Source organism: Corynebacterium sp. ACRPF (assembly GCF_022347395.1).
Classification (GTDB): Bacteria; Actinomycetota; Actinomycetes; order Mycobacteriales; family Mycobacteriaceae; genus Corynebacterium; species Corynebacterium tuberculostearicum_D.
The window spans coordinates 36,259-52,386 of record NZ_JAKRNB010000016.1; the positions used below are offsets into that span (position 1 = coordinate 36,259).

Below are 16,128 nucleotides of genomic sequence, written 5' to 3' on the forward strand. Positions count from 1 at the left end.
ACGGCCGCCTCGTTATCCACAGGCCCGGCCGCCACCTCCTCGCGCCGGCCGGCAGCCTGCCCTTTTCTAGGAGGCATGACACCACCACTGACCAATATCGACTCCATCCGCATCAACCACCCCACCTTTTGGACCGACCTGAAAAACGGCACCTACCTCAAACTCGCACCGCGTATCGCAGTCCGGCGCGATCACTACCACTGCCTCGATTTCCCCTCCCAGCTGCGCCTGCGCGCCATCGCCGCCGCCCGCAGCGCCTATACCGCGGTGCTCATCTCCAAGTCTGCCGCCCGCGTGCACGGACTGTGGGTCATCGCCACGGCCGAGGAAAAGATTGAAATGGCCCTTCCCACCAATACGCTTCCCCACAAGGACCGCCGCCATCCCGAGCGCATCTACCGCAAAGCTTTACTTCCCGAGCCCGTCCTCGTGGACGGCACCCGCTGCGTTTCCAAGGCCCGCGCGGTTATCGACGTCGCCCGCTACCACGGATTCACCGACGGCCTCATCGCCGCCGACTCGGCTTTGCGTTCCGGCCTCAGCCGAGAAGACCTCAAGGAAGAGTTTGCCCGCATGGGCCGAGTGCGCAATAGCCGCATCGTCCGCGCCGTAATCCACCACGCCTCTTCCCTTTCCCGCTCTCCCTACGAGTCTTTCGCCCGCGCCCTCCTCATTGAGGCCGATTTCCCCTGGCCCATGTTCTTCGAGGCGCCCTTCACCGCGCTGCCCGGCATCACGACCGCCCTATGCATCAACAGCGCCTACCTCATCGACATTATCCCCGCGAAGGCGCTTGCCCATCAGCGTGAGCGCCACCGACGTCTGCGCGAGGCCGGTTTCACCGTCCTCTGCTATACCCCGCGACAGCTCATCGACCACCCCACTCGCTTCCTGACCGACCTCATTTCCACCATCTCCGCCAGACAAAAAGCCGCCCGTTCTGCCTAAGTCCACGCTTCCTGCCTCCCGCCATCCTCTATCCCGCCGCCCTTCGCGCTCACCAGCGGTGCTTTCGCCGCGGAATCCGCTGTCCCGGTGAGCGCGAAGGGAGGGTAATGGCGAATGCCTCGCAAGAGAACCCCGAAACTTCACCCGCAATAAGAAAAAGCCTCCACGAGCATATGCTCGCGGAGGCTTTACTGCTTCTAGCTAATGCCTCAACAGGAAGGTCTTACTGGTTGATACGCCATGGGACGCTGTTCTTCGGCAGCATGCCGTGGGTGTAGAGGTAGTCAATGGTGGACAGGATGCCCAACACCGTGTCGCCGCCTACGAGCGCAGCCAGGAAGGAGAACCCTGCGACGGAAGACATGTCTGCGTCCTTGCCGTCCTTACCGTTGATGCCATCGCGGCCGTCGCGACCATCTCGACCATCACGTCCGTCTCGGCCATCGCGGCCGTCCTTACCGTCCTGGCCATCCTCGCCATCGCGACCGTCACGACCATCGCGGCCATCGCGGCCTTTCTCGCCATCCTTACCGTCACGTCCGTCACGGCCATCGCGACCGTCCTGACAATCCTGGCCATCCTTGCCATCTACGCCGTCCTGGCCGGCCTTGCCGTCCTGGCTGTCTTTGCCTGGAACAACAGCAGCTTCGGTAGTGGAAGGCTCGGTGGATTCCTCAGAGGTCGGCTCTTCGGTGGTCGTTTCTTCTGCGGAAGTCTCCTCGGTGGAGGTCTCTTCTGCAGACTCGGATGGAGTGGACTCTGCAGAGGTAGCATCCTCAGAAGCCGGAGCCTCGGAAGTGGTCTCCTCGGAGGAAGGCTCCTCGGAAGGGTTCTCCTCGGCAGGCTGGTTCTTGGTCTTCTTGCCGTTGAGCATATCGGAGCACAGCTGGCCGGCTGGGGCGTTCACAGCCGCGAGATTGGAGGCTGCGGTGGAGATGTTGTTCAGGGAGTCTTCGATGCTCTCCTGCTGATCCTTGCTCAGCTTCAGGTCGCCGGCGACGCTCGCACCTGGAACCAGGCCGGCGATGGTAACGGCTGCATTGAAGAGCTTCAAGATAACCTTGGCGCCCGTGCCAAAAGTACCGTCTGCGAACTTGAGCAGGCCGGATACGGTCTTCTTAGCGGCATCCGGGTTATTCATATCAACATCGGCATCGGCGTTATCGATACGGCCGATGGCCATGCCCTGGGCGCGGGAGAGGTCCCAGGTAACGGTCTTGTCCTTCTCGCCTTCCTCGACCAGCTTGGCAATGCCGTCCCAGGTCTTGCCGGAAATCTTGTCAATGAAGTCGGACGGAACCAGGTCACCGACGACCGGGATGATTTCCCAGACGGTCTTGAGGATCTTTTCGCCGCCATCGTAGAAGGCCTTTGCCAGCGCAAGCTTGAGGTCAAGCATGTTGCCTTCCTTGTCAGGGGCATCAGTTACCTCACAGACGAGCTTGTCCTTCTGCTCATCCTTGACCACCTTGACATTGACGTCGCCGTTGGAGGCTTCGGTCTGTGCAAGTTCCTCGAGGGTGGTCGGCTTTGCAGACTCCTCAGAAGCCGGAGCCTCGGCGGTCTCTTCCGCGCCGTCTAAGGCGTACGGGGTAATAGACTCGGCGGCGTCTTCTTCCGCGTCGAGTTCTTCCATCGCCTTATCTCCGGCGTTGTTTTCCTCCAGCAGGTTGCCGTCTTCATCGAATTCGATGCCGTTGAGGCTAACGGTATCGTCGGTAGTCCTTTCCTCAACGAAGGTGGTGTCGTCGGCGGCGACGGCGCTAGGAACGACGGTAATAGAAGAGAAAGTGGCTACGGCTACTGCGCTGCAATAAGGCGAGAAGTTCGGCGTGCGCCCATGGATTAACTCCCTGTAGGTGTGGTTAAAGAATGAAATTGCGCGCGCCGCGTGTGGATGGTGCTAGGTCGCGTCGTTCGCATGGACGCGGAATGCCCTACAGTGCGTTGAGAATATTTTCTACTTAGATTTTTAAGGTTGATCCAGCAACAATACCGCTGGATACAGCACCCAAACCACTGAACAGGCATAACAAAAGTTATATGGAACGGCCGTTAACCTAAATTTTCCCTAAATACTTCCCCGAATTGGGGCACCCTAGCGCAGAAAACTTCAACGGCCACCGAGAGAGGGAATCTCGGTGGCCGTGAACATCCCCTTGCGTGAAACAAGGAAGTCTATGTGGTTTATGCGGTTGTAGCCCGGCGGGCAGCCTCGCGCTTGGCTCGGACCTTTTCTACCACCGCGGCAATGCGAGCGCGTTCCTCTAGGAACTGTGGCGGGTTATGCCCGCGCATCGTGCGCACATAGGCTGGGTGCGTATCGAGCACAGTGTGCTTCCACGCTTGGACCGCAATTAGGGCGGACTCGCCGGTGCGCTTGTACAGGTGCGGCAGGGAGACCATATCAAGGTTGCGGGCCACGGCGTCGGTTTGCGCAAGCACGTACTCAACTACCTCGCGGAGGTAATCCGCCACGGCCTGAGTGCGAGAGCGCAGGGACTCAGCCAGCTCGTGCACCACGATGGGCTTGGAGATGGGGAATCGCTCGTCCAATAGGCGCGGCGTCAGTTGTTCCGGCTCTTCCACGTCGTTCACGCCGGAAGAAGCGGCGGAAATGGTACCGGAGCGCACGCCAGAGACCAAGGCTTGGCGCAGGCCCATCAGTTCGCCCACGCACCTACCAGAATCCACGCGGGCATCTTCGACGATATCGCCTAGCTCAGCCAGGCAATCCATGCACAGCTCTTCGTCCCAATCCTCGATGGCTTCAATGAGGTGCTCGAGATATTCTGCGACTTCGTCGCCGATATTATAAATTTCTTGTGTGAGCTCGCGGTGGCGCAGCTCGGCGGCGATTTTGTGCATTGGCTTCGAGCCACTCCTTCCGCAGTCTCATTTCTAACCTCTAGTAGAGGTTGAGGTTTACTGTAACGCTTCACGACTCTATGCCAGATCAGTCGCCGCGGGCGTGCGACACTCCGAAGCCGTTCACAGGTTTATGGCAGGTTCGCCTCTGCTGGGGTGAGGGTGGTGGGGTGAGCTGCACCGAGGGGCATCGGCAAGCACGGCAAAAAGAAACACCCGAGGGAAATCCTCGGGTGTCCCCGCAGTGTGGTTTTAGCGCTTGTAAAGGTGCTCGATGGCCGCAGCATAGCGCTGCGCTACCACGTTGCGCTTAACCTTCATGGTGGGGGTCAGCTCGTTTCCTTCCTCGGTGAGATCGGACTCGAGGATGTAGAACTTCTTAATGCCCTCCGCATGGGAAACGGTGGCGTTGACCTGGTTGATGGCATCCTGCAGCTCCGCGCGCAGGGTGGGATCGGTAGCCAGCTCGCGCATGGGGCGATTTTCCGGAATATTGTGATCCAGTTTCCAACGCTTCAGGATATCCGGATCCAGGGTCAGCAGCACGCCGACGAAGGGCTTGCCATCGCCTACCACCATGGCCTGGGAGATGAGCGGGTGTCCGCGCAGGATATCCTCCATCGGGCCAGGCGAGACATTCTTGCCGCCGGCCGTGACAATGAGATCCTTCTTGCGGCCGGTGATAACAAGCTTGCCGTCCTCATCAATCTCACCTAGGTCGCCGGTGTTGTACCAGCCATCCTCGAGGGCCTCGGCCGTGGCTTCCGGATTATTCCAGTAACCGTGGAAGACGATATCTCCCTTGATGCAGATTTCGCCTTCATCGTTGATGCGGAAGGTCACGCCACCCATCGGCGGGCCAACGGTGCCGATGGACTGGTCCACAAAGTCCACCGCGGCCGCGGCGGCGACCTCGGTCAAGCCATAGCCCTCATAGACCGGGATGCCGATGCCGCGGTACCAGTGCAGCAGGTCGTGGCCCATGGCCGAGCCACCGGTAATGCAGTAGCTCACGTTGCCACCCACGCCCTTGCGGATGGTGGAGTACACCAGCTTGTCAAAGACCTTGTGCTTGGCTTTCAGCAGGCGGTCCGGGCCCTCCGGCTTATCCAAAGCCTTGGAGTACTCGATGGCTACCTTCTCGGATTGCTCAAAAAGCAAGGTCTTGATGCCGGAATCGGCCACCTTAGCGGCAGCGGAGTTGCGCACCTTTTCAAAGACACGTGGCACACCCAAAATGACGTTCGGGCGGGAGCGGGCGAACTCGATAGAAATGGTGGAAAAATCGGACCAGTGGTTCTGGGAGGCACCGCGCATGGCCACCGCAATGGATACCGCACGGGCAAAGACGTGTGCCAGCGGCAGGAAGGTCAAGGTATGGCTGCCCGGCACGGCGAAGATGCCAATCGGGTTGGTGCACAGACCGCGGGTCTGGGCCAGCCAATTCCGATGGGTCAAGATACAGCCCTTAGGGCGACCAGTGGTGCCCGAGGTATACACCAGGGAGGCCAGGTCATCGGTGGAGGTGGCCTTGATGCGGGCGTAGACCTCCTCGGTGGCCACGCCGCGGCCCTCGAACTTCAAGGTATCGATGGCAGAGGAGTTAATTTCCAGCACGCGGCGCAGCTGGGAGGGGGAGCCCTTGAGGTTGGGCTCGCCGTCTTCTTGCAAGACCAGGTTTTCAACCAGCTCGGAATGCTCGCGGGTTTCCGTGATGGCGAGCACGGCGCCCGAGTCCTCAATAATCCAGCGCACCTGGGAGGCAGAAGAGGAAGGATAGACCGGCACGGAGGCCGCACCGGCGGCCCAGATGGCAAAGTCCAGCAGGGACCACTCATAGCGGGTGGCGGAAATCAGCGCGACGCGGTCTCCCTGCTCCACACCCAAGGCGATGAGTCCTTGGGCTACCTCAAAAACCTCATCGATAAATTCTTTGCCGGTGACGTTGACCCATTCGTAGTTGGCAGGGCGAGTAAACATCACGCCATGTGGGCGCTTCTTGGCGGTGTCCATCAGGGCGGTCAAGCAGGTTTCGCCCGGCTCGATAGTAAATTGGGCTGGGGTGTGGACTTCTTGCAGGGTCACGCGGTGTCCTTTCGAACAGCTAATTATTAATCTCCGCCTACTGTACCAATCTGTTCCCCAGCAGGCGCGTTGCACCCGTGGCACAATGTGGCCTGTGACTACCCGCGCCTTGCTTGAAGAACTCGCCCAGCGCCACGGTGTGGCCACCAGCTATACCTCCCAGTCTGGTTTCCCCGTCCACGTCGCTGAAGACACCATCATCTATACCCTGCGCGCCTTGAGCATCAATATCGATGACGACCCAGACGATGCAGCATTAACGCAGCTGCTTTACGACGACTACTTGGACCGCTCCTCCCAGCCCCTCCCCCACTGCGTCGTCGCACCGCAGGGCCTAGAGCGCGGGTTTGTAGTCCACGTCCACGCTGGCGCTGCGGCCGACCTACACATCGAGCTAGAAGGCGGCGGCACCCGCGAGGTCTACCAGGATCCCAATGATGCCCCGGACGCCAACGTCGATGGCACGCTTTGGGGCGAGGCGAGCTTCCACATTCCCGGGGACCTGCCCATGGGTTACCACGAATTGGTGCTGGAGTCCGGGGGCATCGGCAAGCATGCCTGCCCGCTCATCATTACCCCGGCGCGCCTTTCTACGGCCGATCAATTTGTGGAGCGCCCGATTAGCGGCGTGATGGCGCAGCTCTATTCGGTGCGCTCGGATTTCTCGTGGGGCATTGGTGATTTCCAGGACTTAGGCCAGCTGGCAGAAACACTCGCCCCGCACGCGGATTTCTTGCTGGTCAACCCGCTGCATGCGGCCGAGCCGCTGCCGCCGGTGGAAAATTCGCCTTACCTGCCTACCACGCGGCGCTTTATCAACCCGCTCTACCTGCACATCGAATCCATCCCGGAGCTTAAGCTCCTGCCAGAGGACTTACAGGATGATGTGCGCGAGCTGGCGGAGGAGTTTCGCCAGCGCAACCGCAGCGCCGAGGAAATTGAGCGCGATACCATTTTTGAGGCCAAACTACAGGTGCTGCGCGAGCTCTTTAATTACCAGCCCACCCCGGAGCGTGAGGAGGCCTTCGTGCGCTACGCCCGCGAGGAGGGCCGTGGACTGCGTGATTTCGCGGCGTGGTGCGCGCAGCAGGATGCCGCGGCGCAATCGGGCCAGCGCCATGCCGAAGGCCTGGACATGGACACGCTCACGCGCTTTTATTCCTGGCTGCAGTTCCTATGCGATGAGCAGCTGGCCGCCGCGCAGCAGCGCGCACTCGATGCCGGCATGCGCCTAGGCCTGGTGACTGACCTCGCCGTGGGTGTGCACCCAGGCGGTGCCGATGCCGTAAACCTCACTGAGTATTTGGCGCCGCAGTGCTCGGTGGGTGCGCCGCCGGATGACTATAACCAGCAGGGCCAGGATTGGTCGCAGCCGCCATGGCACCCGCAGCGCCTGGCCGCCGCGGGCTATGCCCCGTGGCGCGAAATGCTCTCTACCGTGCTGCGCCATGCCGGCGGCGTGCGCGTGGACCACATTTTGGGCCTATTCCGTCTGTACTGGATCCCCCGCATGGCCAGCCCGCTGACGGGCACTTATGTCTCCTATGACTTTGAGGCCATGCTGGGTATCTTGGCGCTAGAAGCAGAGCGCGCCGGCGCGGTGGTCATTGGTGAGGACCTCGGCACCCTGGAGCCATGGGTACAAGATGTCCTCGCCCACAAGGCGGTATTGGGAACATCCATCGTATGGTTTGAGCACGACGATGATGACTACTCCCCGCTGCCACAGGAAAAGTACCGCAAGCTGGCGCTGTCCTCGGTCAATACGCACGATCTGCCGCCAACCTTGGCGTACCTGCGCGGCGAGCATATTTCGCTCCGCGCGCGCTTAGGCGTGCTGACCTGCTCGGTCGAGGACGAGCAGCGCGATGACATCGAGTGGCAGGCCCGCGTGCTGGGAGCGGTAGCTGACCGCGGCTTATTGCCGCAGCGCGATTACCGCGTGGATCCGGATGGGCGCGCCTCCCGCGGCGCGGAGGAGGATCTCAGCGTGGCCCTGCACCGGTATATCGCTGGCACGCCTTCGGCGCTTGTGTGCACCAGCTTGGTGGACATGGTGGGTGATGTACGCGCGCAAAATCAGCCGGGCACTACCCACGAGCTTTATCCCAATTGGTGCGTGCCGCTGTGCGATACGGCCGGTAATGCCCTACTTATCGAGGATCTTCCTGGGCTGGAATTCTTCCAGCGTTTGGAATCCACCAGCCGCAAGAGCTAGCACTGGATTTTCCCGCGCGGCTCCATCGGCGGGGTCTTTAAGTCCACAGGCCAATGAGCGCGACAATGATGATGAGGGCGATCATTGTCCACAGCGTGAGCGAGACGCGGGACTTGGGCAGGGCACGCTTGCGCTTTATCGGCTGCGCGCCCGGTGTATCTGTTGCGGCGGAAGACTGGGCGGCGCGCTTGGACTCGGGGTCCCAGAGGCCCTCGCGCGGATTGGCGCGCAGCTCGGCGCGTTCCTGCTGTGCGCGCTCGTTGTTTTCCTCAGCCATGGTGGTCTACTTTAGTGCGGCGGTTGCGCTGCTGAGAAATCACGCCGGCGGCGCGGTTGGCCACGCGATCGACTGCCCACATGAGGCACCAGGCGATGACCACCATGAGTGGCACGGCAATAGCCACCACGATGATCATTTGTATCCATACGGGCGCCTGCACCAAAAACTGCGAGAGCGTGCTGCCCAAGCTCGTCAACCACTCCATGGCACCTCATCCTACTTGCTCGCGGTAATCTGGCAGACATGTCGAGTGCCCAAATACCCGTTACCGTTGCCACCGCCTCCGGCCGGATTACCGGCGTGCGCCGAGATGGCCTGCACTATTTCCACTCGGTGCGCTATAGCACCATACCCAGCCCCTTCTCCCCCGCCAAGCCACTAGAGGGCACCTGTGACCAGGATGCCCGCGAGCCGCATCCAGACGACATTGCGCTGTCTATTACCGCGCCTGCCGACGCCGCCGAGTGCCCCGTCGTGGTCTATATCCATGGCGGGCGCTACGAGCACGGAACGCACGAAGACCCGCGTCTTACGGGTACGACAAATGCGCGCCACGGCGTTATTCAAGTGCAGGTGGGCTACCGCGTCGGTTTGGCTGGCTTCGCGCGCTTTGATGGCGATGAGGCGGACCGCTACCGCGGCATCGATGACTGCCTGCTGGCTTTGGAATGGTTGCAGGACAATATCGAGGCCTTTGGCGGGGATAAGACCAATATCACTTTGGTGGGCCAGTCCGCCGGTGCAGCGATGAGCCTATGGCTGACGCGCCGCGATCACTTCCGGGGTGGTTTCCGCCGCGTACTGGCACTCTCGCCAGCATTCCCGCGCGACCGTTTTGAGCACCGCGTGGCGGATCTGCGCAAGTGCCTCGGTGTGTCCATAACGCGCCAAGCTCTGGAGAAATTGGACCCAGAATCGCTAGCCAAGGGGTATGCCAAATTCCGCAAGAAATACCGCTTCGACGTTGCTTTAGGTCCTGCCCCATTGCAGGCCGAGGAGCTGGCGGATATTCCCATCGTGGTGACCTCTACCCGCGATGAGTTCTACGATATGCCCGCCGCGCAGCGCATAGACAAGATGGCGCTAGCCGGTTTTATTACCAGCTACCTTTCGCCCAAATTTGGCGTATCGCACGAGCACTTCAAGCAGTGGCGGCAGCTAGCGCACTACGTGGATCCGCAGCGGCCAATGGGCCGTCTCATCGGTGACGCCGCCGTGCGCCGGTGGGCCGCCCAGGTGGCTGCGCATGCCCCAGGCCCGACGTGGATGATGGAGTTTACGCGCACCCATTCCCCCGCGGTGCATTGTGCGGAATTGGGCCCTCTTTTTGACGGAAGCAGAAACGAGGCCGGCGAGGAAACCCCCGCCAGTGAGCTCAATGAATGGCTGCGCCACTTTGCCACCACTGGCGAGCCCGGATTCCCCAGCTACGGCGATGACCATAACGTGCTGGAATTTGACCTGGATACGGACGAGCGCCGCTTAGCCTATGCCACCTTGGATTATGTGGCCGCGGCCTTCTACGACGAAGATGACCTATAAAACTGGCGCACCGAAATTACAGCGCAGCGCGCAATTTATCGTCCGCTAGCTCGTCAATCATCCACGGGCTAAAGACTCCGGGCATGGCATCGGCCGCGGCGAAAAGCTGCGCCGGCTCGACCCATTGATAGGAATCCACCTCGTCTGGGTTGGGTTCCCACGCGGCGTCGGTAGAAAGCTCCACCGTGTACACGGGGCAGATTTCATTTTCTACCGTGCCCGAGGAATCCACGGCGCGATAAGAAAAATCCGGCAGGATAAGCTGCGGGGTAGACAGGTCTCCAGGCGCAATACCCAACTCAAAGGTGGCGCGGCGCAGTACCGCATCGGCGGTTTCCTCGCCGGGGGCGGGGTGGCCGCAGAAGGCATTGGTCCACACCCCGGGCCAGGTGAGCTTACCCAGCGCGCGGCGGGTTACCAGCACCTTGCCGCTGCAGGTTAGCCAGGCGGAGAAGGCAAAGTGCAGCGGGGTATCGGTGGTATGAACTTCGGCCTTGGGAGCGGTGCCGATGGGTTCACCCGCGGCAGAGGCCAAGACTACAAGTTCCGTCATAGATTAAGGTCTCCTACCCAGGTCACGTTGCCAATGTGCAAGCGGGCATTCCACAGGTTGCCAGGCGTGACGTCAAAGCGATACTGCAGGTTTACCGAGGCGCCTGCGCCCAACGGGTGATCGAGCCCCGGTGGCTCCACGTCTGGGGCAGATTCCTTGTCATAGCGCAAGGAGTTGATCTTGGCCCAGCCGCCGTTGCCGTCGGCACGCTCAAGGGTGGGATCTTCAAAGGCGTCGACCGGCAAGGGCACGTCGTTTTCATTCTTCAGCAGGATGGTCACCACGGAGCCACCGGAGTTATTATCGGAATACACTCCTTGCAGCTCCCAGCTCACGCCAAGGCCTTTATCCTCAACGGGTTCGGCCAGGTTAGAGGTGACCTCTTTATCGTCGGTGTCCTTGGCCTCATACGGAGCCTCTTCGGAACTGGAGACGGTGATATTGTCCCCGAGCCCTGTTTCTTCCGGCTGGAGAACGCTACATCCGGTCAGGGTCACGGCGAGAACGCTGACCACGCCCGCGCCGAGTGTGTGAGAAATTTTCACCGTGGATGGATCCTTTGCACGCGAAGATTGTTGTATTTCTGCACAAGTACCTTAGCCTACTCCTTCCGGAACTTAGGCATTTACGCTCGTTAACGCCGCATGTGGCATACTGGGCAGTCGCTTAAATCTCTCCTATTTCCTAAATTCGCGCACTACCCGCCGTTTTGAATTGAGTGTGGTCATTTATGAATTCCATTTTGCGCATCACCCGCAGTGCTTCTGCCCTGTGGCCTTTTTATCTCGGCGTGCTAGCCGCCGCCGCGGTCACCGCGGTGCTGGCTTTGGTCTCTCCCTTTTTGACCCGCCAGGCCACCGATACCATCGTGGAGGCTCTGCAAAACGATGGCCCGGTCGACGCTGCGCTGCGCACCGTTTTACTCTTGGCCTTTGCGCTTTTTCTTGCCGACGCCGCCAATGCCCTCTTCCGCAATATCGGCGGCTATATCGGCGATGTCATGGTCGCGCGCTTGCGCCAAATCCTATCCACCCGCTACTTTGCCAAGCTTTTGGCACTTCCCCAAGGCTATTACGATAACCAGGTCACCGGCACGATCATCGCCCGGCTAGATCGCTCGATTGCCAATATCACGCAATTCGTACAGTCCTTTTCTAATAACTTTTTCACGATGATCATCCAGACCGTCGCCGTGCTGGCCATTACCGCGTGGTATTACTGGCCGCTGGCCATCTTGCTGGCTCTGCTCTTCCCCGTCTATATGTGGCTTACGGCGCTGACTTCGAAGCGCTGGCAGAAATTTGAGGCCACCAAAAATGAAAATATCGACTTAGCCAATGGCCGCTTTGCGGAGGTCATCGGCCAGGTCAAGGTGGCCAAGTCATTTGTGAGCGAGACCCGCGAGCTCGACCATTTTGCTCGCCGCTACCGTAGCGTGGTTGATACCACCAAGCCGCAATCCAACTGGTGGCACTTGATGGATACCTTCCGCGGGATTGCCATGGCATTAATCTTCTTGGGCATTTATGCGGTGGTCTTTTGGCGCACGCTCGAGGGCCACTTCACCCTCGGTGACATGGTCATGCTGCTGCAGATGGTGGCCATGGCCAAGCAGCCGGTGTTCATGATGAGCTGGATCGTCGACTCTGCCCAGCGCGCGATCGCCGGCTCTAAAGACTATTTCAAGGTCATGGAAGAAGACCTCGAACCCACCGCCTCGCGCGAGCTGGTAGCCGCCACCACCGGCTCCGATACCCCGCAACTGGATCTCACTCCTATCCCGCCGCTCGAGCCCACACCCGGCGCGCCGGTCTTCTCCTTTGACCACGTCTCCTTCGCCTACGAGGAAGGCAAGCCCGTGGTGGAGGATATTTCCTTCGCCGCCTCTGAGGGCCACAAGGTGGCGCTCGTGGGCGAATCCGGCGGCGGCAAGTCCACGTTGGTCAATCTCCTGCTAGGCCTTTACCACCCCTCGGCCGGGCACCTGGATGTATTGGGGCACCGGGTAGACGATCTCACCGCCTCGCGCCTGCGCGCCTCGGTGGGTGTGGTCTTCCAGGAGTCCTACCTCTTTTCCGGCACCATTCGCGAGAACATCGCTTATGGCAAGCCGGGTGCCACGGAGGAGGAAATCGTGGACGTCGCCAAGCGCGCCAATGCCCATGAGTTTATCCAAGCCTTCCCGGACGGCTATGACACGGTCATTGGTGAGCGCGGTCTGAAGCTTTCCGGCGGGCAGAAGCAGCGCGTCTCCGTGGCGCGCGCCATGCTCAAGGACGCGCCCATCCTGGTCCTGGATGAGGCCACCTCGGCGCTGGATACCAAGTCCGAGCGCGCCGTGCAGGCCGGCCTGGATGAGCTAATGAAGGACCGCACCACGCTGATTATTGCCCACCGCCTGTCCACCATTGCGGATGTGGATACCATCATCACCCTGGATCGCGGCCGCATTGATGAGATGGGCTCTCCGGCCGAGCTGGCGCAATCCGGTGGCATTTATGCCGAGTTGCTCAAGCTCACCCAATCCACCTCGGCCGCGGACCGCCGCCGGTTGAAGAAGTATGGTTTTGTCTCCGGCCCTGCCTCCGAATCCGAAGACGCGGAGGAGGCCTCCCGCTGGGCCGACAACGCAGATGAATAAAAGCGCATAAAAGCGCTGGGTTGGCCGCGGGCTTCGCGTTATGGTTATGGCCATGGAGTTTCCTAGCCTAGAAGAGTTGCAAGCCCGCGGAACCCGCAAGTGGACCGTCTTCGAGGAAGACGTCCTGCCACTGTGGATCGCCGAGTCCGATTTCCCCACCGCGCCCGCCATAAAGAAGGCGCTGGAAGAGATGGTGGATAAGGAAACCTTTGGCTATACCCCAGCACCCAAGGCCTCGGGGCTGCGCGAGGCTGTGGCTGATTTTTATGACACGCGCTATGGCTGGCGCCCCAACTCCGACCATATTTTCTGGATCGGCGATGTGGTGCGCGGCCTATTGCTCGGCGTACAGTACTTCACTCGCGAGGACTCCCCCGTGATTGTGCCGGTTCCTTCCTACCCACCGCTTTTGGAGCTGCCGCGCACCGCGGGCCGCGAGAAAATCGAGACCAGCTTGGAGCTCGACGATATTGAGCGTGCCTTCCAGGCGGGCGCGGGCTCTATTTTGCTGGCCAATCCCTATAATCCGCTCGGGCGCGTCTTGGATGAGGAGTTCCTCACCGGCCTGGTAGAACTGGCAGAAAAATATGATGCGCGCATCCTGGCCGATGAAATCCATGCCCCGCTGGTCTATGAGGGCCGGCATATTCCGGTGGCCTCGCTCGGCGCGGCGGCCGCGGAGCGCACCATCACGGTAACCGCGACGTCCAAGGCCTTTAATACAGCTGGCCTGAAGTGCGCGCAGATCATTTTCTCCAACACGGCCGATGTACACACGTGGAATGGCCTCACAGGCGTAGCCAAGGATGGCACGGGCACTCTAGGCGTGCTTGCTGCGGAGACTGCCTACCGCAAGTGCGGCGACTTCCTCGATGAAGAAATAGCGTACCTGCGACAGACCCGCGATTGGTTGGTGGAGGAGCTGCCTCAGCGCATCCCCGGCTTAAAGACCAGCAAGCCGGACGCCACCTACCTCCTGTGGTTGGATTTTGCCGATACCGCTATCGGCGGCAACCCGCAGCCGGCCAAGTGGTTGCGGGAGAATGCGAAGGTAGCGCTTAATGAGGGCGATACCTTTGGCACCGGCGGCCCGGGTCATGCGCGATTGAACTTTTCTACCTCACGCGAAATCTTGGAAGAAGCGCTCGACCGCATGGAGCGCGCCTTCGCGGACCTCGATTAGGCCGAACCAGCTGGGACCACCATGTATTCTGCGTCACCCCCACGCTTTGATTTCTCACCATGTGGGCGGTAATGTCTCATTACACGAACAGGCGTGACCCGCCACCTCGGACCGCGAAGAGGCACCCCGCCTCCGCCACCACCCTCGGCGGAATGGGAAAGCTTCCTCGCATTCTAGCTGTACATGGAAAATTAAGGAGCCACAATGGCTACCCCAGTTGCGTCAAGCACCTCTAAGCCCGGCGCCACCATCGTAATTGCGTCGCTGATGCTGTTTTCGATGTTCTTCGGCGCCGGCAACCTCATCTTCCCGCCCATGGTGGGCGTTTCGGCCGGCACCAACTTTTGGCCCGCCGTCCTCGGCTTCCTGGCCGCCGGCGTGCTCCTTCCGGTCCTAGCTATTGTTGCCGTTGCCATTTCTGGCCGCTCCGTGCGCGATTTGAGCTCCAACGGCGGCGCCCTCTTCGGCTTGGTCTTTTCCGTGATGGCCTACCTGGCCATCGGTGCTTTCTACGCCCTGCCGCGCACCGGCGCCGTGTCCATGGAAACCGCCATTACCCCACTTCTGGGCTGGGAAGGAACGATGGCCAATGGCATCTTCAATATCGTCTTCTTCCTTATCGCTTTAGTGCTGGCCTGGAGCCCGAACACCATCATCGATACCTTGGGGAAGTTCCTTACCCCAGCCCTGGTAGCGCTGTTGATCGTCCTTATCACTTTGGCCGCTTTTAGCAACGGCCGCGATCCCCAGACCCCTACCGAGGATTATTCTTCTTCCCCCATGGTCACCGGCCTGTTCGAGGGCTATAACACCATGGACGCGATTGCCGGCTTGGCCTTTTCCATCGTGATTGTTGCGTCCTTGCGCTCCAAGGGTTTTAAGACCCGCAAGTCCCTGGTCAACGGCACCATCACCGCCGCGCTTATTGCGGGCTTTTTGCTGGCCGCCATCTATCTAGGCTTGGCGTGGGTAGGCCAAACCATTCCTAACGGCCAGTCCTATGAGTCGGGAGCGCCCCTGCTTGCCGACGCCGCCAATCTCACCATGGGCACCATCGGCCAGGCAGTCTTCTCTGCCATCGTCATCCTGGCCTGCATGACCACCGCGGTGGGCCTTATCACCTCCACCTCGGCCTTCTTCGAGATGCTCATGCCCAAGGTCAAGTACCACGTATGGGCGTGCCTGTTTACCGCGCTGTCCATCCTCTTTGCCTTCCAGGGCCTGGATACGGTGCTGTCTATCGCGGTTCCGTTCATCACCTTCTTGTACCCACCCGCTATCTCCCTGATCGCCCTCACCCTGATCCAGCCGGTGGTAAAGAAGTCCGTCGTCTTTTACTGGACCTACCGCCTGGCGCTGTGGGTATCGGTGCTGTGGTCGGCTCTGTCCGTCATCGCCGCCCAGGGCTGGGGCGCCGACACACTCGATCCCCTCTTGAGCCTGGCGCCCGGCCAGTCCGTGGACTTGGGCTGGATTGTTCCTACCGCTATCGCGGCAGTCATCGGCCTCGTTGTCGATATCGCCACCAAGGCCGGCGAGAAGCACGCCGCCGCCAACCCACAAGCGGAAGAACCGGCCGAGGCTGAGGCCCTCGCCGGGGCTTAGTACCCTTCTCCTGCTTCACTCCCCTCCCTCTCCGCACTGCATCGCAGCGCCGAGGCGGAGGGGAGTTTTCTGTGTGCCTACCGTTGGCGGATTCTAGGGGTCGTTGCAACGATGATGGTTAGTTTGGTTTGATGCTACCGGTTTGTGTGAGGGCGTTGGTCATGACTTCGGCTGGGGTGCGCCAGTTGAGTGCTTTGCGTGGTTT

13 protein-coding genes are annotated in these 16,128 nt (G+C 60.6%); 6 read left to right on the top strand and 7 right to left on the bottom strand.

Annotated features, from left to right (window positions below):
• Window positions 1-75: 75 nt before the first annotated feature.
• Window positions 76-948 (top strand): hypothetical protein, encoded by an 873-nt coding sequence (locus MHX61_RS08530; RefSeq protein ID WP_239194132.1) that lies wholly within the window; start codon window positions 76-78, stop codon window positions 946-948.
• A gap of 223 nt (window positions 949-1,171) precedes the next feature.
• On the opposite strand, the gene MHX61_RS08535 is transcribed toward MHX61_RS08530, so the two are convergent.
• From MHX61_RS08535 to MHX61_RS08545, 3 genes are all read right to left on the bottom strand, one after another.
• On the bottom strand, window positions 1,172-2,584 hold the full coding sequence (locus MHX61_RS08535) for a hypothetical protein (RefSeq protein ID WP_239194133.1): 1,413 nt from the start codon (window positions 2,582-2,584) through the stop codon (window positions 1,172-1,174).
• 551 nt (window positions 2,585-3,135) lie between these two features.
• A complete protein-coding gene (locus tag MHX61_RS08540; RefSeq protein WP_239194135.1) occupies window positions 3,136-3,816 on the bottom strand; it encodes a hypothetical protein in 681 nt (226 codons plus the stop codon).
• Window positions 3,817-4,068: 252 nt separating this feature from the next.
• A complete protein-coding gene (locus MHX61_RS08545) occupies window positions 4,069-5,901 on the bottom strand; it encodes a long-chain fatty acid--CoA ligase (RefSeq protein ID WP_239194137.1) in 1,833 nt (610 codons plus the stop codon).
• Window positions 5,902-5,986: 85 nt separating this feature from the next.
• On the opposite strand from MHX61_RS08545, the gene malQ reads away from it, so the two are divergent.
• On the top strand, window positions 5,987-8,119 hold the full coding sequence (gene malQ, locus MHX61_RS08550; RefSeq protein ID WP_239194139.1) for a 4-alpha-glucanotransferase: 2,133 nt from the start codon (window positions 5,987-5,989) through the stop codon (window positions 8,117-8,119).
• A 37-nt stretch (window positions 8,120-8,156) separates the two neighbouring features.
• On the opposite strand, the gene MHX61_RS08555 is transcribed toward malQ, so the two are convergent.
• Together MHX61_RS08555 and MHX61_RS08560 are read right to left on the bottom strand one after the other, a co-directional pair.
• On the bottom strand, window positions 8,157-8,396 hold the full coding sequence (locus tag MHX61_RS08555) for a hypothetical protein (protein ID WP_204611235.1): 240 nt from the start codon (window positions 8,394-8,396) through the stop codon (window positions 8,157-8,159).
• Window positions 8,389-8,604 (bottom strand): hypothetical protein, encoded by a 216-nt coding sequence (locus tag MHX61_RS08560; protein ID WP_239194141.1) that lies wholly within the window; start codon window positions 8,602-8,604, stop codon window positions 8,389-8,391. The genes MHX61_RS08555 and MHX61_RS08560 overlap by 8 nt, the downstream gene beginning before the upstream one ends.
• Window positions 8,605-8,642: 38 nt before the next feature.
• Between MHX61_RS08560 and MHX61_RS08565 the strand changes: the two genes are divergently transcribed.
• Window positions 8,643-9,941: a carboxylesterase family protein gene (locus MHX61_RS08565; RefSeq protein ID WP_239194143.1), complete on the top strand. Its 1,299-nt coding sequence runs from the start codon at window positions 8,643-8,645 to the stop codon at window positions 9,939-9,941.
• A 16-nt stretch (window positions 9,942-9,957) separates the two neighbouring features.
• Here MHX61_RS08565 and idi read toward each other — a convergent pair whose 3' ends face one another.
• Window positions 9,958-10,494 (bottom strand): isopentenyl-diphosphate Delta-isomerase, encoded by a 537-nt coding sequence (idi, locus tag MHX61_RS08570; RefSeq protein WP_239194145.1) that lies wholly within the window; start codon window positions 10,492-10,494, stop codon window positions 9,958-9,960.
• On the bottom strand, window positions 10,491-11,039 hold the full coding sequence (locus MHX61_RS08575; RefSeq protein ID WP_239194147.1) for a hypothetical protein: 549 nt from the start codon (window positions 11,037-11,039) through the stop codon (window positions 10,491-10,493). Before MHX61_RS08575 ends, idi begins: the two co-directional genes overlap by 4 nt.
• Window positions 11,040-11,224: 185 nt before the next feature.
• Between MHX61_RS08575 and MHX61_RS08580 the strand changes: the two genes are divergently transcribed.
• The 3 genes from MHX61_RS08580 (at window position 11,225) to brnQ (ending at window position 15,923) form a co-directional block, all read left to right on the top strand.
• On the top strand, window positions 11,225-13,135 hold the full coding sequence (locus MHX61_RS08580) for an ABC transporter ATP-binding protein (RefSeq protein WP_239194149.1): 1,911 nt from the start codon (window positions 11,225-11,227) through the stop codon (window positions 13,133-13,135).
• A 52-nt stretch (window positions 13,136-13,187) separates the two neighbouring features.
• Entirely contained in the window at window positions 13,188-14,318 is a 1,131-nt protein-coding gene (locus MHX61_RS08585; protein WP_239194151.1) for a MalY/PatB family protein, read from the top strand.
• Window positions 14,319-14,522: 204 nt separating this feature from the next.
• Window positions 14,523-15,923 carry a branched-chain amino acid transport system II carrier protein gene (brnQ, locus tag MHX61_RS08590; RefSeq protein WP_239194153.1) on the top strand — a complete coding sequence of 467 codons (1,401 nt, stop codon included), beginning with the start codon at window positions 14,523-14,525 and terminating at the stop codon, window positions 15,921-15,923.
• Window positions 15,924-16,128: the final 205 nt, after the last annotated feature.